Raw genomic sequence first — 22,003 nt, forward strand, 5'->3', positions numbered from 1 at the left:
CTACAATGGGGATCGTGCGGCCTTCCGAGCTTCCTCCCCTTCCCGAGGCCCCCGGGGTTTACCTGTGGAAGCAAGGGGAAGAGGTCCTCTACGTGGGCAAGGCCAAAAACCTGAGGGCCCGGGTGCGAAGCTACTTCCATGCGGAGGGCAAGGCAACCCGCATCGCCCAAGAGGCCACCGCCCTGGACTTCATCGCCACCCGGGACGAGGTGGAGGCCCTCCTCCTCGAGGCCAACCTCATCAAGGCCCACCGCCCCCCCTACAACGTCCTTCTCAAGGACGACAAGCACTACCCCTTCCTAAAGCTCACCCGCGAGCCCTTCCCCACCCTCCTGGTGGTGCGGCGGGTGGAGGAGGATGGGGCCAAGTACTATGGTCCCTTCCCTGAGGCCAGCGCCCTAAGGCGCATTAAGACCCTAATCGACCGCCTTTTCCCCTTGCGCAAGAACTCCGGCTACCCCATGAAAAAGAGACGCTACCCCTGCCTGAACCACAGCATGGGCCGCTGCCTGGCCCCTTGCGTGGGTCTGGCCGACCCCAAGGCCTACCAGGAGGTGGTACGCCAGGTGGAGGCGGTGCTGGAGGGGAAGGTGGATGGGCTCCTGAGGGGGCTGGAAGCCAAGATGCGTGAAGCCGCACAGAGGTTAGAGTTTGAGCGGGCAGCGGAGATCCGGGATCAAATGGAGGCTCTAAGAGCTTTCTTCTCCACTGCCCAGCAAGCCTTTGACCCGGAGATAGGGGATCTGGACTTCTTGGGCTTGGCCCAGGCAGGGCCTTTGGCGGTGGTGCAGCTCTACCAGGTGCGCTCAGGGCGGATCCTGGGCCGCATCAGCCGGGTGGTGGAAAAGGAGGAAGCGAGCCCTGAGGAAATCCTCTGGGCCTTCCTGCGGGATTACTACCTGGAGGCTTCCCCCCTACCCCCCCTGGTCCTGCTGCCCTTCCCCCTGGAGGACCTGGAAGGACTGGCAGCCCTCCTTCACCGCCGCGCCGGGCGGAGGGTGGAGCTGAGGGTGCCCCAAAGGGGAGAGAAAGCGCGGCTTCTGGAGCTGGCGGAGAAGAACGCCCGCCTGGCCCTGGAGACCGAGCTCAAGCAACGGGAAAGACGGGGGGACCACCCGGCCCTAAAGGCCCTACAGGAGATCCTGGGGCTATCCCAAAGGCCCTATCGCCTCGAGGGCTACGACGTAAGCCACCTCCAGGGGGAGGCCCGGGTCTTTTCCATGGCCGTCCTGGAGGGGGGTAGGCCCAAGCGGGGGGAGTACCGCCGGATGCGCCTCAAGGCGGGGAACGACGATTACGCCGCCATGGAGGAGGGGGTCTACCGGCGCTTCACGGGAAGCCTCAAGGACCTGCCCCTCCCCGACCTCCTCCTCATCGACGGGGGCTTAGGCCAGGTGCGGGCAGCAGCCCGGGCTTTGGAAAGAGCAGGCCTGAGCCTCCCCCTGGTGGGCCTGGCCAAGAAGGAGGAGGTCCTCATCACCCAAGAGGGCCGGGAGATCCGCCTGCCCCTCACCCACCCCGCCCTCCAGCTCCTCATCCACCTGCGGGACGAGGCCCACCAAAACGGCCTCCGCTACCACCAAAAGCGGAGGAGCCAAGAGCTTTTCCGGGTCCTCGAGGGCATCCCCGGCATCGGGGAGGCCCGGAAGCGCCTCCTTCTGGAGCGCTACGGGGGGCTTAAGGCCTTAAAGGAAGCTCCTTTAGAGGAACTTGCCCGCCTGCCGGGCATGAACCGCAAGGCGGCGGAGTCCCTGAAGGCCGCTTTGGAAGGGGGCCTGGGGTAAGATAACCCCCTGATGGTGCGCCGCGCCCTGGAAGAGGCCATTCACCACGCCCTCAAGGAGATGGGCCTGGACCTCCGCCTCAAGGTGGCCCGGGCCCCCAAGGACAAGCCTGGGGACTACGGGGTTCCCCTCTTCGCCTTGGCCAAGGAGCTCAGGAAACCCCCCCAGGCCATCGCCGAGGAGCTCAAGGCCCGCCTGGACCTTCCCCCTTTCGTGGAAGAGGCCATCCCCGTGGGGGGGTATTTGAACTTCCGCATCCGTACGGAGGATCTTCTCAAGGAGGCCCTGAGGCCCAAGGAACCCTTCCCAAAGAGGGAAGGTCTGGTGCTCATCGAGCACACCTCGGTGAACCCCAACAAGGAGCTCCACGTGGGCCACCTGCGGAATATCGCCCTCGGGGACAGCCTGGCCCGCATCCTGGACTATGCGGGGCGAAGGGTCCTGGTCCTGAACTACATTGACGACACCGGCCGCCAGGCGGCGGAAACCCTTTTCGCCCTAAGGCACTATGGCCTGGCGTGGGACGGGAAGGAGAAGTACGACCACTTCGCCGGCAAAGCCTACGTGCGCCTCCACCAGGACCCCGAGTACCCCAACCTGCAGTGGGGCATAGAGGAAATCCTTCACGCCCTGGAGCGGGGGGAACTCAGGGAAGACGTCAACCGCATCTGCCTGGCCCAGATGGCCACCATGAAGGCCCTGAACGCCCACTACGACCTCCTGGTCTGGGAATCCGACATCGTTCGGGCAGGGCTTCTGGAAAAGGCCCTGGGGATCCTGAAACAGAGTCCCCACGTCTTCCGCCCCACGGAGGGCAAGTATGCGGGGGCCTTGGTCATGGACGCAAGTCCCTTCATCCCCGGTCTGGAAGACCCCTACTTCGTCCTGGTGCGCTCGGGGGGAGCCGCCACCTACTACGCCAAGGACATCGCCTTCCAGTTCTGGAAGATGGGCCTTTTGGAGGGGTTGTACTTCCAGCCCTACGAGAACCCCTACTACCCAACCCTGAGAACCAGCGCCCCTGAGGGGGAACCCTACACCCCCAGGGCCAGGGAAACCATCAACGTCATCGACGTGCGCCAAAGCCACCCCCAGGCCCTGGTGCGGGCGGCCTTGGCCCTGGCGGGGCACCCCGAGCTGGCGGAGGGTGCCTTTCACCTGGCCTATGAAACCGTACTGCTGGAAGGCAAACAGATGTCCGGGCGCAAGGGCCTGGCGGTGAGCGTGGATGAGGTCCTGGAGGAAGCGGAAAGGCGGGCCCTCGCCGTGATAGGGGAGAAAAACCCCGACCACCCCGCCAAGGAGGAGGCGGCCAGGATGGTGGCCCTGGGGGCTATCCGCTTTGCCATGGTGAAGACCGAACCCAGGAAACAGATCGATTTCCGCTACGCCGAGGCCCTTTCCTTTGAAGGGGATACGGGCCCCTACGTCCAGTACGCCCACGCCCGGGCCCACAGCATCCTCCGCAAGGCCGGGGAGTGGGGGGAGGCAGACCTCGCCCAGGCCACCCCGTACGAGCGGGAGCTGGCCCTGGCCCTTTTGGACTTTGAGGAGGCGGTGCTGGAGGCTGCCGAGGAAAAAACCCCCCACGTGCTGGCCCAGCACCTGCTGGACCTCTCCGCCAGCTGGAACGCCTACTACAACGCCAAGGAGGAGGGCCGCCCCGCCACCCCGGTGCTCACGGCACCCCCGGGCCTGAGGGAACTTCGCCTTGGCCTGGTGAAGAGCCTGCAAGAAACCCTGAAGACGGGGCTTTCCCTCCTGGGTATCCCCGCCCCTGAGGTAATGTAAGGGCATGCGCCTCGTCCTCGCCGCCCTCCTCCTTTCCCTCTTGGCCCTGGGCCAGCGCTTGGTCTCCCCCGAGGAGGTGGCCCGAAACCAGGTGATCCAAAAGGCCCTGCCCGCGGTGGTGCGGGTCCAGGGCTCCCCCACCGCCCCTGGGGAAAACCAGGTGGTGGGCACGGGGTTCTTCGTGAGCCCCTTCCGGGTGGTCACCAACTACCACGTGGTCCAGGACTTGGCCGACCTCACCGTGCGCCTGGCGGACGGGCGCACCTTCCCTGCGGAGCGCTTCGCCGTGGATCCCGGGATCGATATCGCCCTTCTCACGGTACGCGGCCTCCAGGCCCCCCGGGTGCTGGCCTTCAGCAAGACCCCTAGCACCAGCCTTCCCCTGGGCATGGGGGTGGTGCTGGTGGGGTTTCCCTTTGGCCAGGGACCCTTGGCCTCCTACGGGATCCTTTCCGGCATAGGCCCCCTCGAGGTTCCCTCCCCCGACCCCAGCGTGGGAACCGAGGTGGGGGAATACCTCTTCACCGATGCCCCCCTCACCGTGGGCAACTCAGGAAGCCCCCTTCTGAACCTGCAGGGGGAAGTGGTGGGGGTGGTGGCGGACGTGGTGGGGGGCCCTCGGGGGTGGGAGGAATCGGGGTGGCCATCCCGGCGGATCTGGTGGCCCAAAGCGTCCAGGACCTGGAACGGTTCGGCATCCCCCAGCGGGGCTGGCTGGGGGCCAGCCTGGTCAGCCTGGACGAACTCCCGCCGGTTCTCCTCAGGGCGGTGGGCCTCACCACCACCCAGGGGGCCATGGTGGACCGGGTGGATCCCGGAAGCCCCGCAGCCCGGGCCGGCCTAAGGGGAGCCCAGCGGGACGCCCAGGGGAGGCTTTTGGCCCTGGGGGATGTGATCCTGGCGGTGAACGGCAAGGCCGTGAAGGATAAGGCGGAGGTGGTCCGCCTCATCGCCCGCTACCGCCCTGGGGACCGGGTGCGGCTAACCCTTTGGCGGGAAGGACGGAGGCTCGAGGTCACCCTCACCATGGTGGCCCGGCCTGCGATCCGTTAGGCCACCTTGCGGAGGTAAGCGTGTACATCGCTATAGAAGGCCCCATCGGTGCAGGCAAAACCACCCTGGCCCGGCTTCTTGCGCAAAGGCTCGGGGCCGAGCCCCTTCTGGAGGTGGTGGAGGAAAATCCCTTCCTGCCCCTTTTCTACCAGGACCGAAAGCGCTACGCCTTCAAGACCCAGGTCTTTTTCCTCCTTTCCCGCTACCGGCAGCTTTCCCGCCTTCGGGAAAGATCCCTATTCGGTGGGGTGGTGGCCGACTACCTTTTTGACAAGGACGCCATCTTCGCGAGCCTCAACCTGGAGGGCCCCGAGTGGGACCTTTACTTGGACCTTTACCGGGAGCTTTCCCTGAAGCTTCCCCCGCCCGACCTCACGGTCTACCTAAGGGTCTCGGTGCCGGTGCTATTGGAACGCATCCAGAAACGGGGCAGGCCCTTTGAGGAGGGGATGGACCCCGCCTACCTCGAGGCCCTCTCCGAAGCCTACGAGCGCCACTTTGCCCGCTACGCCCATCCCCTTTTGGTCCTCGAGGCGGACCAGCTGGACTACAGCCAACCCGGCCCCGACCAGGACCGGGTGGTGGCCCTGGTGAAGACCCGCCTTGCCCAGGGCGGCAGGACCGCCTAAAGAAGGGTCCAGCATGTATCTGGCCATCGCCGGCAACATCGGTAGCGGCAAGAGTTCCCTCACCGCCTTGCTCTCAGAGGCCTTCGGGCTGAAGCCGGTGTACGAGGCGGTGAGCGAAAACCCCTACCTGGAGGACTTCTACCGAGATATGGGGGCCTACGCCTTCCACTCCCAGGTCTTCTTCCTGGCGAGAAGGGTGCGCCAGCACCTTCTGGAGGTGAACGGGGCGAGGGCCGTGGTGCAGGACCGCACGATCTATGAGGACGCCCTGGTCTTCGCCCAGAACCTTTACCGGGAAGGCCACTTGCAGGAGCGGGACTGGCAGACCTACCTGGACCTCTTCCAGAGCGTGTCCCCAGCCCTTAGGAAGCCCGATCTTCTCATCTACCTCCGGGCGAGCCTACCCACCTTGAGGGAGCGGATAAAAAAGCGGGGAAGGCCCTTTGAGCAGAACCTCCCCGACCGCTACCTTCTCGGGCTCAACGCCCTCTACGAAGAACTTATCGCCTCCTGGGACCTCTCCCCTGTCCACGTGGTGGAGGCGGACCGGATAGACTTTGTGGAAAAGGCGGAGGACCGCGATAGCCTTCTTGCCGCCCTCCGCCTGTGGATCCGGCCATGACCCTCGAGGAACTCTTCGCCCCCTTTGGCCTTCCGGTGTACCCTTCGGGAAGCCACAAGGCCCCGCCCCTAGAGGTGCGGGGGATCACCCTGGACTCGAGGCGGGTGGAACCCGGCTATGTCTTCGTGGCCGTACCCGGAGTTCCCCTTCCCCACCGCAAGCCCTTGGACGGACACGACTTTATCCCCCAAGCCTTGGCCAAGGGGGCCATCGCCGTGGTGGGGGAACAGGAGCTAAGCCTTCCCGTGCCCTATCTGCGGGTGGGGGACGCCCGGGAGGCCTTGGCCCACTTGGCCCGCCGTTTCTTCGGCGAACCCGACCGGAAACTGGCCCTCTTGGGCATCACCGGTTCCAAGGGGAAGAGCACCACGGCAAGCCTCCTTCACCACCTCCTGCAAGCCGGCGAAAAACCCGCCGCCCTCCTCTCCACCGTGGGGCTGAGCCTGGGAGAGGAGGCCCGCCCTAACACCGGCCATTTCACCACCCCCGAGGCCCCCGAGGTGTACGGGTTTTTGCGGGAGGCCGTGGAAAGAGGGCTGGAAGCTGCTGTGCTGGAGGTTTCCAGCCATGCCCTGGCCCTGAAGCGGGTGGAAGGGCTTACCTACCCCATCGGGGTCTTTGTGAGCTTCTACCCTGACGACCATCTGGACCTGCACGGCACCGCCGAGGCCTACTTTGCCGCCAAGGCCCTATTGGTGGAACGCTCCCACCTCGCCGTTTTAAACACCCGCCTACCCCACCTGAAGCAGCTTCTTCCCAGGCCCCACCTTCTCTTCGGGCCGGGTGGGGAGGTGTGGGGGGAGGGCTTGCGGGAAGGGGAGGAAGGCCTCCGCTTTACCCTGCACACCCCCTGGGGTTCGGGGGAAGCCTTTTTGCCCATGCTGGGGCGGTACAACCTGGATAACGCCCTGGCCGCCAGCGCCGCCGCCTTGGCCTATGGGATTTCTCTGGAAAAGGTGCTTCAGGGCCTCGCCACCTTTAGGGGAGTGCCGGGGCGGATGGAGGTGGTGCAGGGAAAGCCCTTCCGGCTGATCATCGACTTCGCCCACACGGGGAAAAGCCTGGAGGAAGCTTTAAAGACCCTGCGGGCCACCACCCGGGGAAGGCTTCTTCTGGTGGTGGGGGCTGCCGGGGAACGGGATCCGAGGAGGCGGGAGGATATCGGGCGGGTGGCGGCAAGGCTTGCCGACAAGACCTTTTTCACCGAGGAGGACCACCGCACGGAGGACCTCCGGGCCATCCTCGAGGCCCTGGCCAAGGCCGCCAGGAAGGAGGGGGGCCTTTACGAGATCATCCCCGACCGCAAGGAGGCCATCTTCCGCGCCCTTTCCGAGGCCCGGGAAGGGGATACTGTGCTCCTGGCCGGCAAGGGGCACGAGCGCACCCTGGAAAGGGGCACCCTGGCCCTGCCCTGGGACGAGAAGGCGGTGGCCCTGGAGGGGCTTAAGGCCCTGGGCTTAGGTGGAGGCCAGTATCCCTAGGGAAGCCACCCATTCCTCAAAGGCCCTGAGGCCCCTATGGTACATGGCCTCCCGCTTCTCCTTCTTGGCCATCCTTCCCTCCACCGGAGGGACCAGCCCCCAGTTGGCGTACATGGGCTGGAAGCCTTTAGGGTTGGCGGTGGCCAGGAAGCGAACCAACCCCCCCAGCATGCTCTCCTCCGGCGGGGCCACGGGTTTTAACCCCTGGTAGCGCCGGGCGGCGTTCAGGCCCGCCAGGAATCCTGTGGCGGCGCTTTCCAGGTAGCCCTCCACCCCGGCCAGCACCCCGGCGGCGAAAAGCCCTTCCCGCTCCTTAAACTCCAAGGTCTCCCGAAGTAGGAGGGGAGCGTTTAGGTAGGTGTTTCGGTGCATCACCCCGTAGCGCACGATCTCGGCGTTTTCCAGGCCCGGGATCATCTGGATGAGCCGCTTTTGCTCGGGCCACTTAAGACCGGTCTGGAACCCCACCAGGCTCCACATCCGCCCCGCCTTATCCTCCTGGCGAAGCTGCACCACGGCAAAGGGCTCCTTGCCGGTCCTTGGGTCCTTGAGCCCCACGGGCTTCATGGGGCCAAAGAGGAGGGTTGGGTAGCCCCTTCGGGCCAGCTCCTCCACGGGCACGCAGGCTTCAAAGAACTCCCGCTTTTCCCACTCGTGGGGGGTGTGCTCCTCCGCCTCGAGGAGAGCCTGGTAGAACCGCCGGTACTCCTCCTCGGTCAGGGGGCAGTTGAGGTAGTCCGCTTCCTGCCCGTAGCGCCCGGCCCGGAAGCACTTTCCCAGGTCAATGCTTTCGTACAGGACGATGGGGCTTGCCGCATCAAAGTAGCTCAGGAAGTGGTCGCCAAACCGGCGCCGTATGGCCTCGGAGAGGGCGTCGGAGGTAAGGGGCCCCGTGGCCAGAATGGCGAGGCCCTCAGGGATCTCCGCCACCTCCTCCCGCACCACCTCCACCAGGGGATGCCGGGTAAGCCTCTCCGTGATGTACTGGCTAAACTCCTCCCGGTCCACAGCCAAGGCCCCTCCTGCGGGCACCCGGGCCCTGAAGGCCGCCTCCATGACCAGGCTTCCTGCCCGGCGCATCTCCGCCTGCAATAGTCCCTTGGCGTTCGTGGGCCCCTCGCCCCCCAAGGAGTTGGAGCAGACGATCTCCGCTAGCTTTTCCGTGGCGTGGGCCGGAGTCATGCGCTTGGGGCGCATCTCATAAAGGCGCACGGGAACCCCAAGCCGCGCCAGGGTCCAGGCGGCCTCGCTTCCCGCCAGGCCTCCGCCCACCACCGTTACCCGTTCCATCCTTTAGATGGTACCATCCGGGTTGGTTTGGGAAAAGGGCGAGGGGGGGTAGAATGACCCTATGGCGGTGCGGCACCGGTTTAAGGTGGAGGAGGTCTTGGCCCTTTCGGCCCCGGGGCCGGAAGCCCGCCTGGAGTTGCTGGAAGGCGAGGTCTACGAGATGGCGCCCATCTCCAGCGAGCACGCAGGGCTGCTGAACTGGCTCCTGCGGACCCTGGCCGCCCGTACCCTGGGCCAAGCCCACATCCGGGTGCAAAGCCCCCCCCTTTACCTCTCCCAGGCGGAAATCCTTTGGAGCCCTCCCCTATGAGCCTGGCCAAGCGCATCATCCCCTGCCTGGATGTCCACGCGGGCCGCGTGGTGAAGGGCGTCAACTTCGTAAACCTCCGCGATGCGGGCGACCCCGTGGAAGCCGCCCAGGCCTACGACGAGGCCGGCGCCGACGAGCTGGTCTTCCTGGACATCTCCGCCACCCACGAGGAGCGGGCTATCCTCCTCGAGGTGGTGGCCCAGGTGGCGGAAAGGGTCTTCATCCCCTTAACCGTGGGAGGAGGCGTCCGCTCCTTGGAGGATGCCCGGAGGCTTCTTCTGGCCGGGGCCGATAAGGTGAGCGTGAACTCGGCCGCGGTGAAGCGCCCCGAGCTCATCCAGGAGCTTTCGGACCACTTCGGCTCCCAGGCGGTGGTCCTGGCCATTGACGCCCGCTGGAAGGGGGACTTCCCCGAGGTCCACATCGCTGGCGGACGCATCCCCACGGGGCTTCACGCGGTGGAATGGGCCCTTAGAGGGGTAGAGCTTGGCGCTGGGGAAATCCTTCTCACCAGCATGGACAAAGACGGCACCAAAGAAGGCTACGACCTCAGACTCACCCGCATGGTGGCCGAGGCGGTGAGCGTGCCGGTGATCGCAAGCGGAGGGGCGGGGAAAAAGGAGCATTTCCTCGAGGCTTTCTTGGCCGGGGCCGACGCCGCCTTGGCCGCCAGCGTCTTCCACTTCGGCGAGATCCCCATACCCGAACTCAAGCGATTCTTGGCCGAACGGGGCTTGGAGGTGCGCCTAGATGGACCTGTCCCAAGTGAAGTTTGATGAACAGGGCCTGGTACCCGTGGTGGTACAGGATGCCAAAACGGGTGAGGTCCTGACCCTGGCCTACGCCAACCGAGAAGCCCTGGAGGAAACCCTCAGGACAAGGCGGAGCACCTTCTATAGCCGGAGCCGAAAGACCCTATGGCGCAAGGGGGAGACCTCGGGGAACCTCCAGGAGGTGGTGGAGGTCCTCCTGGATTGCGATGGGGATGCGGTGGTCTACCGGGTTCTTCCTCACGGCCCCGCCTGCCACACGGGGGAACGAAGCTGCTTCCACCGCCCCCTCCTTTCCGGTGAACCCAGCCTGGGCTTTGTCCTTTCCCAGGTCTACGCCACCATCCAGGAGCGGCTTAAAACCCTTCCCGAGGGAAGCTACGTGGCCAAGCTCCACCAGGCGGGCCTGGACCGGATCCTGAAGAAGATCGGGGAGGAGGCCGGGGAGGTCATCATCGCCGCCAAGAACCAAAGCCCTGAGGAGGTGCGCTGGGAAGCCACGGATCTTCTCTTCCACCTCCTCCTCGTGCTGGCGGAACTGGGGCTCACCCCGGAGGACCTGGCCAAGACCCTCTGGGAGCGGCACCGGACCCCAGGCGGCCCTGCGCCCAGTTAAGTACCCCCCTTCCCCCCGGCCCAGGGTCCGCCGGGCACCAAAGCGGTCAGGCTTCCAGCTTAGCCCAAACCCTTATGATGGAAACATGGAAATCGAGCGCCGGCTGGTCCTCGAGGTGGTGCGGGTAACCGAACAGGCTGCCCTGGCGGCAAGCCGCCTGGCGGGCAAGGGGGATAAGGAAGCCGTGGACGAGGCGGGCACCCAGGCCATGCGCCGGGTCCTGAACGAGCTTCCCATAAAGGGGACGGTGGTCATCGGCGAAGGTGAGATGGACGAGGCCCCCATGCTGTACATCGGGGAGGTCCTGGGCCAAGGGGGCGTGGAGGTGGACATCGCCGTGGACCCGGTGGAGGGCACCACCACCGCCGCCAAGGGCCTGCCCAACGCCGTGACCGTGATCGCCATCAGCGAGAAGGGCGGCCTCTTCCACGCCCCCGACATGTACATGGAAAAGCTCATCGTTCCCCCCCCGGCCGCGGGACTTGTGGATCTTTCCTGGCCGGTTTCCGCCAACCTGAAGGCCTTAGCCCTGGCGCTCCAGCGCTCTGTGGAGGACCTGGTGGTGGTGGTCCTGGACCGCCCCCGCCACGAACGCCTCATCCGGGAGATCCGGGAGGCAGGGGCCCGGGTGAAGCTGATCTCCGACGGGGATGTGATCGCCGCCTTGGCCGCCGCCATCCGGGGCACGGGGGTGCATGCGGTGATGGGGATTGGCGGAGCCCCTGAAGGCGTTTTGGCCGCCGCCGCTTTAAAGTGCCTGGGCGGGGAGATCCAGGCCCGCTTCACCCCGCAAAACGAGGAGGAACGAGCCCGGCTCAAGGCTATGGGAGGGGACGAAAACCGCATCTACCGCACCGAGGACCTGGCCCCGGGAAGGGAGATCGTCTTCGCCGCCACCGGCATCACCGACGGGGACATCCTCCAGGGGGTGCGCTTCTTCGGGGGCGGGGCCAGAACCCATTCCATCGTTCTGGGCCACGCCACCCGCACCGTTCGCTTCATAGACTCCATTCACCTTTTTGAAACCGGAGCCCGGGTGACCATTCGGGTTTAGACTAAGGGCGTGCCCCGCTGGTACGCCCAGGAAGAAGCCCTAAGGCTTGCCCTGGATTTCTTCCAGGGCGATGAGCTTAGGGCCTCCGTGTTCCTCCACCGCTACGCCCTAAAGGACCCGGAAGGCAGGTTCCTGGAAGCCACCCCGGAGGAGATGTGGCAGCGGCTCGTCCAAGGAGTCACACGGGTGGAAAAGGGAGCCACGCAGGAGTTCTCCTGGCTTTTCTCCGACTTTCGTTTTGTCCCCGGGGGACGGATCCTCTTTGGCCTGGGAAACTGGCGCCGGTCCACCCTGTTCAACTGCTACTACATCCCCATCCGGCAGGACTCGGTGAAGGGGATTACCCGCTTCCTGGACGAGGCCGCCCGTACCTTCGCCTACGGGGGCGGGGTGGGGAGCAATGCGGATGCCTTGAGGCCCAAGGGGGCTAAGGTGGGCAACGCAGGCATGGAGAGTTCGGGGGCAGTGAGCTTCATGGAGCTCTTCTCCACCCTGGCGGGGGTCATGGGGGCGAGCGGAGGGAGGCGGGGAGCCCTTATGCTCACCTTCTCCGACCGGCATCCCGACCTCCTGGACTTCCTTCGGGTCAAAACCGACCCCGAACGAAGCCGGGTGCGCCACGCCAACCTCTCCCTAAGGGCCACGAACGCGTTTTTACAAGCCGCTTTGGCCGACGAACCCTGGACGCTTTCCTTCCCCACACCCCGAGAGCACATAACCCGCGCCATCCGGGCCAAGGAAGCCTGGGACCTCCTGGTGGAGGCCGCCTGGCAAAGCGCCGAACCCGGCCTCCTCTTCTGGGACCGGGTGCGCACCTGGGCCACGGCCCAGTACGGAGGGATGGAGGTGGAAGGGGTCAACGTCTGCGGGGAGGTTCCCATGGAACCCTATGGGGCCTGCAACCTGGGAAGCCTCAACCTGGCGGCCTTCGTACAGGAGCCCTTTACGGACAGGGCCCGGCTGGATTGGGCGGGCCTCGAGGAGGCCACCCGTTTGGCCGTACGCTTTTTGGATGCGGTGGTGGATCTGGGGAAGAACCGCCACCCCGTGAGGGCCCAACGGGAAGCCTCCTTAAGAAGCCGGCGCATTGGCCTTGGGATCATGGGCCTGGCGGACACCCTGGCCATGCTGGGGCTACCCTATGGTGCGGAGGAAAGCTTAAAGTTTGCGGAAGAGGGGATGCGCCGCATCAAGGAAGCCGCCTACTGGGAAAGCGCCCGCCTGGCAAGGCAAAGGGGTTCCTTCCCGGCCTTTGACCCAAAGGAGCACATAAAAAGCTCCTTCATCCAGTCCCTGCCCGAAGCCCTCATCCAGGCGGTGGAAAAGGGCCTGAGAAACGCCGCCCTTCTCTCCATCGCCCCCACCGGCTCCATCTCCATCCTGGCGGGGGTGACGAGCGGCATAGAACCCATCTTCGCCCTCACCTACCTGCGCCACGCCGGGGGACAGGTGTTTCTGGCGGAACATCCCCTCTTGAAGCGGTACCGCAGGGAACGAGGAGGCGAGGTGCCGGACTGGCCCACGGCCCATACCGTGGATCCTTTCCAGAGGGTGCGCCTTCAGGCCGCCTTGCAACGCCATGTGGACCAAAGCATCTCCTCTACGGTGAACCTCCCCCGGGAAACCCCCAGGGAGGTGGTGGAAAACCTCTTCCTCACCGCCTGGAAGGAGGGGTGCAAGGGCATCACCGTCTTCCGGGAGGGAAGCCGGGAGGAAGTCATCGAACCCCTACCCCCGGTGGGGGTCTGCACCTTTTGTCAAGCGGCATGACCCGCTACCGCATCGCCACCCGGCCTTACTTTCCCTACCCGGGGGAGCGCCTGGCCCGCAGGAAGGGCCTAGGAGGCGAGTTTTACGAGCTCCGTCCCTATGCCCCTGGGGACGAAATAAGGCGGGTCCACTGGCGGGCTTACGCCAAAACGGGAAGGCTCTACACCCGCCTGGAAACCGCACCCGAGCGTAGCCGTTTCCGCATCTACCTGGACGAAAGCGAAAGCATGCGCCTCTTGGGCAAGCTGGCCTATGGGGAGGAGGTGGCGAGGCTCCTCCTGGGAATCGCCCGCCAGGAGGACGCCTTGGCCCGGCTGGAACGGGGCAGGCCGGAAGCCCTTCGCCCGGGCCGGGGCACCCTGGTCCTCATCACCGACGGGCTAGACCCCTTGCCCTGGCCCAGGATCCTTCCGAGGAGATTGGTGCTGGTCCAAATCCTGGCACCCCCGGAGCTAGCCCCGCCCCTCGAGGAAGCCCTCCTCAAGGATGTGGAAACCGGGGAAATCCTACCCGTGGGGCCGGAGGAGGTAAGGGCGTACCAAAAGGCCCTCGAGGGGCACTTAAAAGCCCTTCGCCTCCTCGCCCTTCTTCGGGGCCGCTACGCCCTCTTGAAGGTGGGAGAACCTCCCCTTCCCGCCCTCCTCCGCCAGGGAGTGGTGGAGCCCCTTTAAGGGTCCTTCCCTCCTTGGAACGGACCCGGTGCCTATGGGCCTCTCCAACCTCTCCCCGTCCCACAGCCTATGCCCCACCACGTTCAGCCTTCCCTACTTACCCCGCGCCCGGGGCACCCCCTGCCTCTCCCCACGCCGGACCCAGGGATGAGCACTGGGTTCCGAGGCGGGTTGGGGCCGGGCACCAGGGCGAGGTTTACGCCGTGGGTTCGGCAGGGGGTAAGGGCTTCGCTTCGTGGCCCGGTTGCCCTAGTTGCCCTGGGGGCCCTGGGCCAGGGGGGTAAACTCCTCAAGACCCAGGTCCCTTAGCCTTCCCGGGTCCACGCTTCCCTTCTCCCACCCCGCAAGCCGCCAGTAGGTGCGCACGCCCTCCTGGAAGGCCCCGGGGTCCAGATGGGCCTCGGGATTTCCCTTCCGGAAAGGCTGGAAGAAACGCTCGGGTAGGCGGTCCTCCTCCGGACCGATCCCCTCCCGTAGGTTGAAAAGCCGGGTGAGCTGAAGCGTCCTCTCCCCTACCTCCAGCATCTCCTTAGGGGAAAGCCGCCAGCCTGTGGTGGCGTAGATGGCCTCCTGCCACTCCTCTGGGGTCCAGGGCACAAAGTCGCACATCACCAGGCTGTTCACGAAGCCCCGCTCCCTCGTCTTGGTCCAGAGCATGCGGATTTTGGCCTCGGAAAGGTCCTCTGGGGGAAGGGGCGCAAAGTCTTCCCCATAGAAGCGAAGCTCCTTTAGGGCCTTCCCCTCCTTGGCGAAGGCGGTGTCGTGCAGGTTGTGGTTGTGGTCGGCTCCCGTTGGGCTCACCGCATACCCTACCCCCAGGGCCCGCTTGTACCGGGGGTCGTGCATGGGCACCTCCTGGCCCTTCACCTGCATGGCCAGCTCCGGATGGCCGATGGCCTCCGAAAGCCGCCTGGACCCCAAGGCCAAGAGCTCCCCAAGCCGCCCTTCCCTCCGGGCCAGCCTCTCTATGGCAGCGATCAAGGCGTCCCCGTTGCCGAAGCGGAGCCCCAGACCCTCATCGTCCAGGTAGCCCTTCTCCGCGGCCTCCATGGCCGAGGCGATGGTCACCCCCACCCCGATCACGTCCAGACCGTACTGGTTGCAGAGGGTGTTGGCCTTGGTGACCGCGTAGGGGTCCACCACCCCACAGGTGGAGCCCAAAGCCCCCAGCCCCTCGTACTCCGGCCCCCCGTACTCGGGGCGCACGTCGTACTTGCCGGTGCCCTCGATCCGCACCACCTGCTTGCAACGGATGGCGCAGGCGTAGCAGGTATCCCGACCGATGCGGATGCCCAGGGCATCCAGGCTAGTGCCGTCCAGGGCCTCGGCTCCTTCCAGGAAGCCATCCAGAAAGTTATGGCTGGGAAGAACCCCCCTTAGGTTAAAGGGCTTCACCGTGCCCACGGTACCCATGGTGACCAGGCCCGCGGCCCTTTCCATGCGTTCCCCCGCCATACGCCGGGCCAGGGTGGAGAGGAGGGCGGGATCGTGGTAAGTGGGACGGGTATCCTTTCTGGCCCGGGCGGAGACCGCTTTCAGGCGTTTGGCCCCCATCACCGCCCCCAAGCCCCCTCGCCCGGCGAAGTGGGCCAGGTCGTGGATCACGTTGGCGGTGAGAACTTGGTTTTCCCCTGCGATGCCGATCTGGGCCACACGGGTGCTGGGGCCATGCGCCGCCTTGAGAAGGGTTTCCACTTCCAAGGGGTCTTTACCCCAAAGATGGGAGGCGGGGTGAAGGGCCACCTCGCCACCCTCCACGTGAAGGTATACGGGTTCCTCCGCCTGCCCCAGGATCACCAGGGCGTCCAGGCCGGCGTTCTTCATCTCGGCGCCAAAGAACCCCCCAGCCTCCGCATCCCCATACCCTCCGGTGAGGGGGCTTTTGGCGGCCACGGTGTTGCGGCCCGACCCCGAGATGGGGGTGCCGGTGAGGATGCCGGGGGCAAAGATAAGGGCGTTTTCCGGGCCCAGGGGATCCGCTCCCCTGGGCACATGCTTCAAAAGAAGGTAGGCGGAAAGAGCCCTGCCCCCAAGAACGCTGCGCCAGAAAGCCTCGCCGTAGCTCTCGTACCAGATCCGTCCCGTGGAGAGGTCCACGAAGGCCACGCGGTCGTGATAGCCCTTGGGCATAGCTAAAGTTTAACCCCTGGGGCTAAAGCCCCAGGGGGAAAAACCCCACTTGCGCTAGCGGGTCTTCCCCGCCAAAAGGTCCTCGGCCAGCTTCTGGGCCTTGTCCAGGGCGGACTTGGGATCCGCCTTGTTCAAAATGGCCTCCTTGATGGCCTGGCCCAGGATGTCAAAGCGGATCTGCTCCCACTCCGCCAAAGCCGGCTCAAACTTAGCGTAGCGGCTTTGGCGCACGATGGTGGCGAAGTCGGGGTTCTCGGTAGCGTAGGTCTGGTAGACCGCATCCTTCAGAGCTCCCTCGGTCACCGGCACGTACCCGGTGGCGGTGGCGAAGACCGCCTGGGCCCTGGGGGAGAGGACAAACTGCAGGAAGTCCTTGGCCACCGCCTGCTCCTCCTTGCTGGCCTGGCGGAAGACCACCAGGTTGGTGCCCTGGACCAGGGCGAAGCCCACCTGGCCGGAGGTGCGGCCCGGCAGGGTGGCCACCCCTAGGTCAAACTTAGCCCCCTGGCGGTAATAGGTGTAGCCCGCGGAGGTATCCACGCTGAAGGCGTAAGGGCCGGAGCCCAGGTTCTGGTTGATGTACCCGGAGGTAATGGCCTTGGCCCAACCCTCCCTCACCCCGTTTTGCAGGAGGGTGAGGGCCTCCACCGCCTCCTTGGAGTTCAGGACCAGCTTGCCGTTTTTCAGGTAGCTTCCTCCAAGGTTGAAGAAGAAGTAGGCGAAGGTGGAGGCGTCCGGTTGGAACCAGTAGACCGGGCCCCCTTCGGCCTGGGAGAGCTTCTTGCTTAAGGCCACGAACTCCTCGAGGGTGATGGGCACCCTGGCCCCGTGCTTCTTGAGGAGGTCCTTGTTGTAGTAGAGGACCTGGATGCTCTTGTTGAAGGGCACCCCGTAGACTACCCCCCCGAAGCGCACGGCGTTCAGGAAGGCCAGGTTCACCCCCTGAAGCTTCACCCCCAAGGACTCAATGGGCAGAAGGGCCTTGGCCTCGAGGTACAGGGCGATGTTGTTCTCGTAGGCCTGGGCCATGGCCGGAACCTTCCCCGCGGCGAAGGCCGCCTTAATCTTGGTGGAGAGGTCCCGGTAGCTCCCCTGGGGTACGGGGCGCACGCACCGCCCCTGCTGGCCCTTGTTGAACTCCACCACCAGGTTCTCCAAGGCGGCCTTGGGCGCCCCTCCAGTGAAGCCGTGCCAGAGCTCGGCCACCACCTTGGCCTTGGCGCACTGCTCCTTGATGACGTCCTCGGGCTTGGCCTGCTGGGCCAGGGCCAACCCTAAAATCACCATCAGCAAAAGCGTTTTCCTCACCTCACACCTCCAGGCAGAGTATACCGCGTCCATTGTCAGGGGAAATTCAAACTCACTTGAGCCCCGAGCGGGCGATGCCCTGGATGAACTGGCGCTGGGCGAAGAAGTAGCCCAGGATCACGGGGAGGATCACGAAGGTGCTGGCCGCCATCAAGGCCCCATAGTCCGAACCCGCCTCGGAAACAAAGGCCTGCAAGCCCAGCTGCACCGTGCGCATCTCCGGACTTTGGGTGACGATGAGGGGCCAGAGGAGGGCGTTGTAGGCCCCCAGGAAGGTGAAGATACCGTAGGACACAAGCCCAGGGAGGCTTAAGGGCAGGGCGATGCGGAAAAGCTGGGTCAGGTACCCCGCCCCGTCGATGCGGGCGGCATCAAAGAGGTCCTGGGGGAGGGAAAGGTAAAACTGCCGCAGGAGGAAGATGCCGAAGACCGAGGCCAGCCAAGGGACGATGAGGGCGTAGTAGGTGTCCAGCCAGCCCAGCCGGGCCAGGAGGACGTAGTTGGGGATCAGAAGCACCTCCCCCGGCACCATCATGGTGGCCAGGATGAGCACGAACACCGCCTCCTTGCCGGGAAAGGGAATGCGGGCCAGGGCAAAGGCCGCCAGGGCCGCCAGGAAAAGCCCCACCGCCACTTGGGTCAACGCAGTGAAGAAGCTATTGAAGAAGTAGCGCCCCCAGGGAGCCGCATGCCAGGCTTCCAGGTAGTTGTGGAACACGTAGCCCAAGGCCCCGGGCACCGCATTCACCCACTCCAGCCGCCAGTACTCCCCCTGGGAGCGGATGGCGTCGGGGGGCAAGGGGGCCTCCAGAGGGACCTCCTTGGGCCAGAGCACCACCAGGGGCAAAAAGCGGAAGGCCTCCTCCGTGGTGTTGGTCAGCCGCACCCGCCAAGCCCCTTCCCGATACACCACCTCCACCCGGGTGCCGTCGGCCCGGGGATCAAAGAAGGCCCCAGGGGTGCGGGGTACCAGGGCTCTGGGCGGATGCCCTTCCCTCCCAGGGAAAACCAGCTCCACGCTCCTTCCAGGTGCCAAGCCCCCCCATAGAGGGCTATCCCCCAGCCGGGCCGCCTTGAGCCAGTTCGCCGGCTTCATGCGCTCTGGAACCCAGATAGGCTTGGCCTGCAGGGCCTCCTGGGGGCTTTTCAGGCTGGTGGCCAGCATCCAGTAGAAGGGGAAGGCCATGACGAGCCCCCCCAGAAAGAGGAACAGGTGCACGAACAGGACACCGGGCCTAAATCTCATAGTTCACCCGCCTTTCCAAAACCCGCCTTTGAACCAAGGTGAGAACCAGGATGAGGAAAAAGGTCACCATGGCGATGGCGCTGGCGTAGGAAAAGTCCGAATCCCGGAAGCCCTTGTTGTAGAGGTAAAAAGCCAGGGTTAGGGTATCCTGCAGCACCCCGCCCGTGGGGGTCAGGACGTAAACCTGGGTGAACACCTGGAAGGCCCCGATAAGCCCCAAGGTGAAGAGGAAAAAGGTGGTGGGGGAAAGAAGCGGCCAGGTGATAAGCCGGTGCTTCTGCCAAAAGCTCGCCCCATCCAGCTCCGCCGCCTCGTAATACTCCTTGGGAATGGCCTGAAGCCCGGCCAGGAGGATCACCACCTGGTATCCCAGAAAATGCCACACGCTCATGACCATGATGGCCACAAAGGCCAGGCTGGGCCCCGCCCAAAACCCCTGGGGCTGAACTCCCAGGGGCTCAAGGAGAAGGGCAAAGACACCCTTGGGCGTGTTCAGCCAGTCCAGACCCGGGGTGCGCAGAAGCCAGTTGAGGAAACCGAATTCCGGGTGGTAGATCCACCGCCACACCGCCGCCGCCGCCGTGAGGGCGGTGATGTAGGGGAGAAAGTAAAGGGTGCGGTAAAACCCCAGGAAGGCCACCTGGGCGTTCAGAAGGATGGCCACCCCCGTGGCCAGGAAAAGGCCCACCGGCACGGTAAAGATCACGTACCAGAAGGTGTTCCCCAAGGCCTTCCAGAAAAGAGGGTCTTGGAGGAGGATACGGTAGTTCTCCAAACCGGAGAAGGCCGCCGGGCGAAGGAAGTTCACCCGTTCAAAAAGGCTCAGATAAAAGGCGTAAAAGGTGGGGAAAACATGCCAGACCAGAAGGAGGGCTAAGGCCGGCCAAACCAGGGCCCAGCCGTAGAGGGCTGCCTGCTCCTTTTCCCTAAGGCCCCGGCCAAACAAGAGGGCAAACAAGAGAGGAGCCAAAAACGCCAGGGGTGGGAGCCAGTACGCAAAAAGCCCCAGCCCCAAAAGGACATGGCGCCAACCAAAACGAAGCCCCCAAAGGACGAGAAGGGCGTAAAGCCCAAGCCCCACCCCCACCCAGGCCCCCGGGAGAAAGCCGAGCCGGAAGGCGTACACACCCAAGGCAAGGAGTGCCCCCAAGGACAGAAGGGCATGAAGGGGAAAGGTCCGCATCCCGTGCCGGAGTATATAGGATGGAAGGGTGTGGACCCTCACCCTGGACACCGCTACCCCCTACCTCTCCTTGGGCCTCTTCCGCGGGGAAGAGGGGGTGGGCCGTATGGTGCGGCTGGGCCGTAGGCACGAGGAAGCCCTGTTTGGCTTACTGGACGAGCTCTTAGGGGAAGTGGGCGTGGAGCGGGAGGAGATCGGCACCCTGGTCCTGGGGGAGGGTCCGGGCTCCTACACGGGTCTTCGCATCGCTTTGGCCGCAGGCATGGGCATCGCTTTAGCCCACGGAGCCAGGGTGTTTGGGGTAAGTTCCCTCCTCGCTGCCTCCTGGCCCCATTTGGAGGAAGACGGGCCTCCCCTAAAAGCCCTTTTCACCGCCAGAAACGGGCTCTACTACGGGGCCACCTACGCCAGGCGTGAGGGGAAACCCCTTGTGCTCGAGGCCCCCAGGAAACTCAAAGCCCAGGAGATCTCACGGCTCCAGGGTAGCCACCTTCTCCTGGACGCCCCCCCTGACCCTAGGGCCCTTTACGAGCTTTTGCCCTTTGCCCGGGAGGGGGTGGAGCCCTTGTACCTTTAAAGCCTCCCTGCTAGTCCGCCGCCACTCCTGGCAGCCGGGGCAGGCGGTACTGGTAGCTGGGAAGGGGCTCCCGGAAAGCGGCACCCCTAAGCTTCTCCGCCATCAGCACCAGGTTCTCCCCAGCGATGCGGGCGTCTTCCAGGAGCTCAGCGTTTTCCCTAAGATTTGGGGTTCCCCGGTGGTGGGCGTAGACCAAACCCAAAGGGGCCAGGACAAACCCCATATAGGAGAGGGGTAAAAGCATCTGCGCAAGCGCCTGGCTCGCCCCCTCCTCCTCCGCCACCGCCAGGAGAGCCATGGGCTTGCCCAGGTTCAAAAGCCCTTGATTCTCCATGGAGGTCATGCGCTCCAAGAGGGCCTTCATCCGGGCGGAAACGCTAAACCAGTAGACCGGGGTGGCGAAGACCACAGCGTCTGCATTCAGGATTTTCTCCGCCACCTTGCCAAACCCATCCCAGGGCCCCTGCACGCAGGTATCGGGGCCGCAGGAGGCGGGGTCCAGGGAGTAATTCCCCGCACAAAAAGGAAAGGGGTGCTTCACCAAGTCCAAGCGCTCGGTGACCGCTCCCTTACCCCTGGCCGCTTCCAGAACCTCGTCCAGCAACGCTGCCGTAAACCCGTCCGTCCGTGCCGATGCGTTGACGCCGAGCACGCGTAAGCCCATAAATATCACCTACACACTAAACCTCCTTTAGCATAGCATGCGCACTCTAAGGCCGCCAAGCTCCGGCCACGAACTCCCCCATCCCCCGGGCCCGCACCGGGTAGCCCCTAAGGGTACCCTCCCCCGCCACCGGGCCCTCCCAGTAGGCCACCCGGGTGGTGCGGGAGAGGATCTCTCCTTCCCGGAAGAGGGAGCGGAGGGTAAGGTCCAGCTCTGGCCCCACAAGGCGCCAAGCGAGGGTGTAGGTGCGGCCCGAGGGGCTTGTCCAGGCCTCGAGGGGCACAAAGGCCAACTCCAGGGCCTCCACCCGCCCTAAGGGATCCACCCGGCTTCCCAACACCTGGACCACCTGGCCTTCCCGGCCCTTTACCTGGTAGGCCATGAGCTCAGAACCGTCCGAGAGGTGGAGGCCGAACCAGTCCCAAGTGGCGGAGACCCCGGAGAACTGCTCCCCCCACTGGTGGTCCAGCCAAGCCTCCCCCTGCACCCCTTCCTCCAGGACCCGGCCCCGGACCTCCACCCGGGTGTAGGACTGGTAGTACATGCGTCCGGTCTCCGCCGTCCCCGAGTAGCCAGGCGGGTGGACCACCGGGGACTTTAAGGGAAGGAAGGCGAGATCCACGGGTCCCGCCAGCAGGCGGAAGCCCTCCCCCTCCCTATAGAACCGCCAACCGGAGACCTCCAGGTAAGGGCCCGGTTCCGCCCGCCCTCTGGGGGCGAAGAGGTCTTGGTCGGAGACCTCCAGGAAGCGCCTTTCCCCTGTGCGCAGGTCGGTGAGGGCCAGATGGGCGGCGTGGAAAGCGCCAAAGAGGCTTCCCGGCAAACCCAGGATGCGGTAGGAGGGCGGGGCGTAGGCCCTGAAAAAGGCGAAGTGGAAGGCGTAGGGCTCGGCCCACCCCGAAGCGTACCACCACTCCAGCGGGGCGGGTTTAGGGTCCCAGTCCCCGGGGTCAGGTAGGTTTTCCGGGACCACGGCCAAGAGGGCCGGGGCACAGGCGGTCAGCACCAGGGCCAGCCATCCGATGCGGCGCATGGTTCCAAAATACCTCGGGGA

At 65.1% G+C, this 22,003-nt stretch carries 19 protein-coding genes and 1 pseudogene; 13 read left to right on the top strand and 7 right to left on the bottom strand.

Annotated elements, in window-relative coordinates:
* Positions 1–5: 5 nt before the first annotated feature.
* From uvrC to EBI04_RS05790, 6 genes and pseudogenes are all read left to right on the top strand, one after another.
* Positions 6–1,784, top strand: coding sequence for an excinuclease ABC subunit UvrC (gene uvrC / locus EBI04_RS05765; RefSeq protein WP_167481895.1), 1,779 nt, complete (start codon positions 6–8; stop codon positions 1,782–1,784).
* A 12-nt stretch (positions 1,785–1,796) separates the two neighbouring features.
* Positions 1,797–3,575 (top strand): arginine--tRNA ligase, encoded by a 1,779-nt coding sequence (locus EBI04_RS05770; protein WP_135256673.1) that lies wholly within the window; start codon positions 1,797–1,799, stop codon positions 3,573–3,575.
* 4 nt (positions 3,576–3,579) lie between these two features.
* A pseudogene (locus EBI04_RS05775) lies at positions 3,580–4,628 on the top strand (S1C family serine protease).
* 20 nt (positions 4,629–4,648) lie between these two features.
* A complete protein-coding gene (locus EBI04_RS05780) occupies positions 4,649–5,257 on the top strand; it encodes a deoxynucleoside kinase (RefSeq protein ID WP_135256674.1) in 609 nt (202 codons plus the stop codon).
* A 13-nt stretch (positions 5,258–5,270) separates the two neighbouring features.
* A complete protein-coding gene (locus EBI04_RS05785) occupies positions 5,271–5,879 on the top strand; it encodes a deoxynucleoside kinase (protein ID WP_135256675.1) in 609 nt (202 codons plus the stop codon).
* Positions 5,876–7,360 carry a Mur ligase family protein gene (locus tag EBI04_RS05790; protein WP_135256676.1) on the top strand — a complete coding sequence of 495 codons (1,485 nt, stop codon included), beginning with the start codon at positions 5,876–5,878 and terminating at the stop codon, positions 7,358–7,360. Before EBI04_RS05785 ends, EBI04_RS05790 begins: the two co-directional genes overlap by 4 nt.
* On the opposite strand, the gene trmFO is transcribed toward EBI04_RS05790, so the two are convergent.
* Entirely contained in the window at positions 7,337–8,650 is a 1,314-nt protein-coding gene (gene trmFO / locus EBI04_RS05795) for a methylenetetrahydrofolate--tRNA-(uracil(54)-C(5))-methyltransferase (FADH(2)-oxidizing) TrmFO (RefSeq protein WP_135256677.1), read from the bottom strand. The genes EBI04_RS05790 and trmFO overlap by 24 nt on opposite strands.
* Before the next feature lie 61 nt (positions 8,651–8,711).
* Between trmFO and EBI04_RS05800 the strand changes: the two genes are divergently transcribed.
* The 6 genes from EBI04_RS05800 (at position 8,712) to EBI04_RS05825 (ending at position 13,841) form a co-directional block, all read left to right on the top strand.
* Entirely contained in the window at positions 8,712–8,960 is a 249-nt protein-coding gene (locus EBI04_RS05800) for a PDDEXK family nuclease (protein ID WP_135256678.1), read from the top strand.
* Positions 8,957–9,736, top strand: coding sequence for an imidazole glycerol phosphate synthase subunit HisF (gene hisF / locus EBI04_RS05805; RefSeq protein WP_135256679.1), 780 nt, complete (start codon positions 8,957–8,959; stop codon positions 9,734–9,736). The genes EBI04_RS05800 and hisF overlap by 4 nt, the downstream gene beginning before the upstream one ends.
* Positions 9,711–10,346 carry a bifunctional phosphoribosyl-AMP cyclohydrolase/phosphoribosyl-ATP diphosphatase HisIE gene (gene hisIE / locus EBI04_RS05810; RefSeq protein ID WP_135256680.1) on the top strand — a complete coding sequence of 212 codons (636 nt, stop codon included), beginning with the start codon at positions 9,711–9,713 and terminating at the stop codon, positions 10,344–10,346. Before hisF ends, hisIE begins: the two co-directional genes overlap by 26 nt.
* Positions 10,347–10,431: 85 nt before the next feature.
* The gene (gene glpX, locus EBI04_RS05815) at positions 10,432–11,400 is read left to right on the top strand and encodes a class II fructose-bisphosphatase (protein ID WP_015717753.1); all 969 of its coding nucleotides are present in this window, start codon (positions 10,432–10,434) and stop codon (positions 11,398–11,400) included.
* A 9-nt stretch (positions 11,401–11,409) separates the two neighbouring features.
* Positions 11,410–13,170: an adenosylcobalamin-dependent ribonucleoside-diphosphate reductase gene (locus EBI04_RS05820; RefSeq protein ID WP_135256681.1), complete on the top strand. Its 1,761-nt coding sequence runs from the start codon at positions 11,410–11,412 to the stop codon at positions 13,168–13,170.
* Complete coding sequence (locus EBI04_RS05825; RefSeq protein WP_135256682.1) at positions 13,167–13,841, top strand: DUF58 domain-containing protein; 675 nt, start codon at positions 13,167–13,169, stop codon at positions 13,839–13,841. The genes EBI04_RS05820 and EBI04_RS05825 overlap by 4 nt, the downstream gene beginning before the upstream one ends.
* A 249-nt stretch (positions 13,842–14,090) precedes the next feature.
* Here EBI04_RS05825 and EBI04_RS05830 read toward each other — a convergent pair whose 3' ends face one another.
* From EBI04_RS05830 to EBI04_RS05845, 4 genes are read right to left on the bottom strand one after another with little or no spacing between them, the layout of a single operon-like run.
* A complete protein-coding gene (locus EBI04_RS05830; RefSeq protein WP_135256683.1) occupies positions 14,091–15,971 on the bottom strand; it encodes an aldehyde ferredoxin oxidoreductase family protein in 1,881 nt (626 codons plus the stop codon).
* Positions 15,972–16,025: 54 nt separating this feature from the next.
* The gene (locus tag EBI04_RS05835) at positions 16,026–17,279 is read right to left on the bottom strand and encodes an ABC transporter substrate-binding protein (RefSeq protein WP_135256684.1); all 1,254 of its coding nucleotides are present in this window, start codon (positions 17,277–17,279) and stop codon (positions 16,026–16,028) included.
* Positions 17,280–17,331: 52 nt separating this feature from the next.
* The gene (locus EBI04_RS05840) at positions 17,332–18,525 is read right to left on the bottom strand and encodes a carbohydrate ABC transporter permease (protein WP_135256685.1); all 1,194 of its coding nucleotides are present in this window, start codon (positions 18,523–18,525) and stop codon (positions 17,332–17,334) included.
* Positions 18,515–19,708 carry a carbohydrate ABC transporter permease gene (locus EBI04_RS05845; RefSeq protein WP_135256686.1) on the bottom strand — a complete coding sequence of 398 codons (1,194 nt, stop codon included), beginning with the start codon at positions 19,706–19,708 and terminating at the stop codon, positions 18,515–18,517. Before EBI04_RS05845 ends, EBI04_RS05840 begins: the two co-directional genes overlap by 11 nt.
* A 28-nt stretch (positions 19,709–19,736) precedes the next feature.
* On the opposite strand from EBI04_RS05845, the gene tsaB reads away from it, so the two are divergent.
* The gene (tsaB, locus tag EBI04_RS05850) at positions 19,737–20,285 is read left to right on the top strand and encodes a tRNA (adenosine(37)-N6)-threonylcarbamoyltransferase complex dimerization subunit type 1 TsaB (RefSeq protein WP_135256687.1); all 549 of its coding nucleotides are present in this window, start codon (positions 19,737–19,739) and stop codon (positions 20,283–20,285) included.
* A gap of 10 nt (positions 20,286–20,295) precedes the next feature.
* Here the strand turns inward: tsaB and EBI04_RS05855 are convergent, their stop codons facing one another.
* On the bottom strand, positions 20,296–20,949 hold the full coding sequence (locus EBI04_RS05855; RefSeq protein WP_135256688.1) for a flavodoxin family protein: 654 nt from the start codon (positions 20,947–20,949) through the stop codon (positions 20,296–20,298).
* 46 nt (positions 20,950–20,995) lie between these two features.
* The gene (locus EBI04_RS05860; RefSeq protein ID WP_135256689.1) at positions 20,996–21,982 is read right to left on the bottom strand and encodes a lipocalin-like domain-containing protein; all 987 of its coding nucleotides are present in this window, start codon (positions 21,980–21,982) and stop codon (positions 20,996–20,998) included.
* Positions 21,983–22,003 lie beyond the last annotated feature (21 nt).

The organism is Thermus caldilimi (assembly GCF_004684245.1).
In the GTDB taxonomy this organism is placed as follows: Bacteria; Deinococcota; Deinococci; order Deinococcales; family Thermaceae; genus Thermus; species Thermus caldilimi.

Excerpts from the sequence above, each read along its gene's own strand:
- uvrC (WP_167481895.1), top strand. The coding sequence starts at position 6 with ATGGGGATCGTGCGGCCTTCCGAGCTTCCTCCCCTTCCCGAGGCCCCC.
- EBI04_RS05770 (WP_135256673.1), top strand. The coding sequence starts at position 1,797 with ATGGTGCGCCGCGCCCTGGAAGAGGCCATTCACCACGCCCTCAAGGAG.
- EBI04_RS05785 (WP_135256675.1), top strand. The coding sequence starts at position 5,271 with ATGTATCTGGCCATCGCCGGCAACATCGGTAGCGGCAAGAGTTCCCTC.
- EBI04_RS05790 (WP_135256676.1), top strand. The coding sequence starts at position 5,876 with ATGACCCTCGAGGAACTCTTCGCCCCCTTTGGCCTTCCGGTGTACCCT.
- trmFO (WP_135256677.1), bottom strand. The coding sequence starts at position 8,650 with ATGGAACGGGTAACGGTGGTGGGCGGAGGCCTGGCGGGAAGCGAGGCC.
- EBI04_RS05800 (WP_135256678.1), top strand. The coding sequence starts at position 8,712 with ATGGCGGTGCGGCACCGGTTTAAGGTGGAGGAGGTCTTGGCCCTTTCG.
- hisF (WP_135256679.1), top strand. The coding sequence starts at position 8,957 with ATGAGCCTGGCCAAGCGCATCATCCCCTGCCTGGATGTCCACGCGGGC.
- hisIE (WP_135256680.1), top strand. The coding sequence starts at position 9,711 with ATGGACCTGTCCCAAGTGAAGTTTGATGAACAGGGCCTGGTACCCGTG.
- glpX (WP_015717753.1), top strand. The coding sequence starts at position 10,432 with ATGGAAATCGAGCGCCGGCTGGTCCTCGAGGTGGTGCGGGTAACCGAA.
- EBI04_RS05825 (WP_135256682.1), top strand. The coding sequence starts at position 13,167 with ATGACCCGCTACCGCATCGCCACCCGGCCTTACTTTCCCTACCCGGGG.
- EBI04_RS05830 (WP_135256683.1), bottom strand. The coding sequence starts at position 15,971 with ATGCCCAAGGGCTATCACGACCGCGTGGCCTTCGTGGACCTCTCCACG.
- EBI04_RS05840 (WP_135256685.1), bottom strand. The coding sequence starts at position 18,525 with ATGAGATTTAGGCCCGGTGTCCTGTTCGTGCACCTGTTCCTCTTTCTG.
- EBI04_RS05845 (WP_135256686.1), bottom strand. The coding sequence starts at position 19,708 with ATGCGGACCTTTCCCCTTCATGCCCTTCTGTCCTTGGGGGCACTCCTT.
- EBI04_RS05855 (WP_135256688.1), bottom strand. The coding sequence starts at position 20,949 with ATGGGCTTACGCGTGCTCGGCGTCAACGCATCGGCACGGACGGACGGG.
- EBI04_RS05860 (WP_135256689.1), bottom strand. The coding sequence starts at position 21,982 with ATGCGCCGCATCGGATGGCTGGCCCTGGTGCTGACCGCCTGTGCCCCG.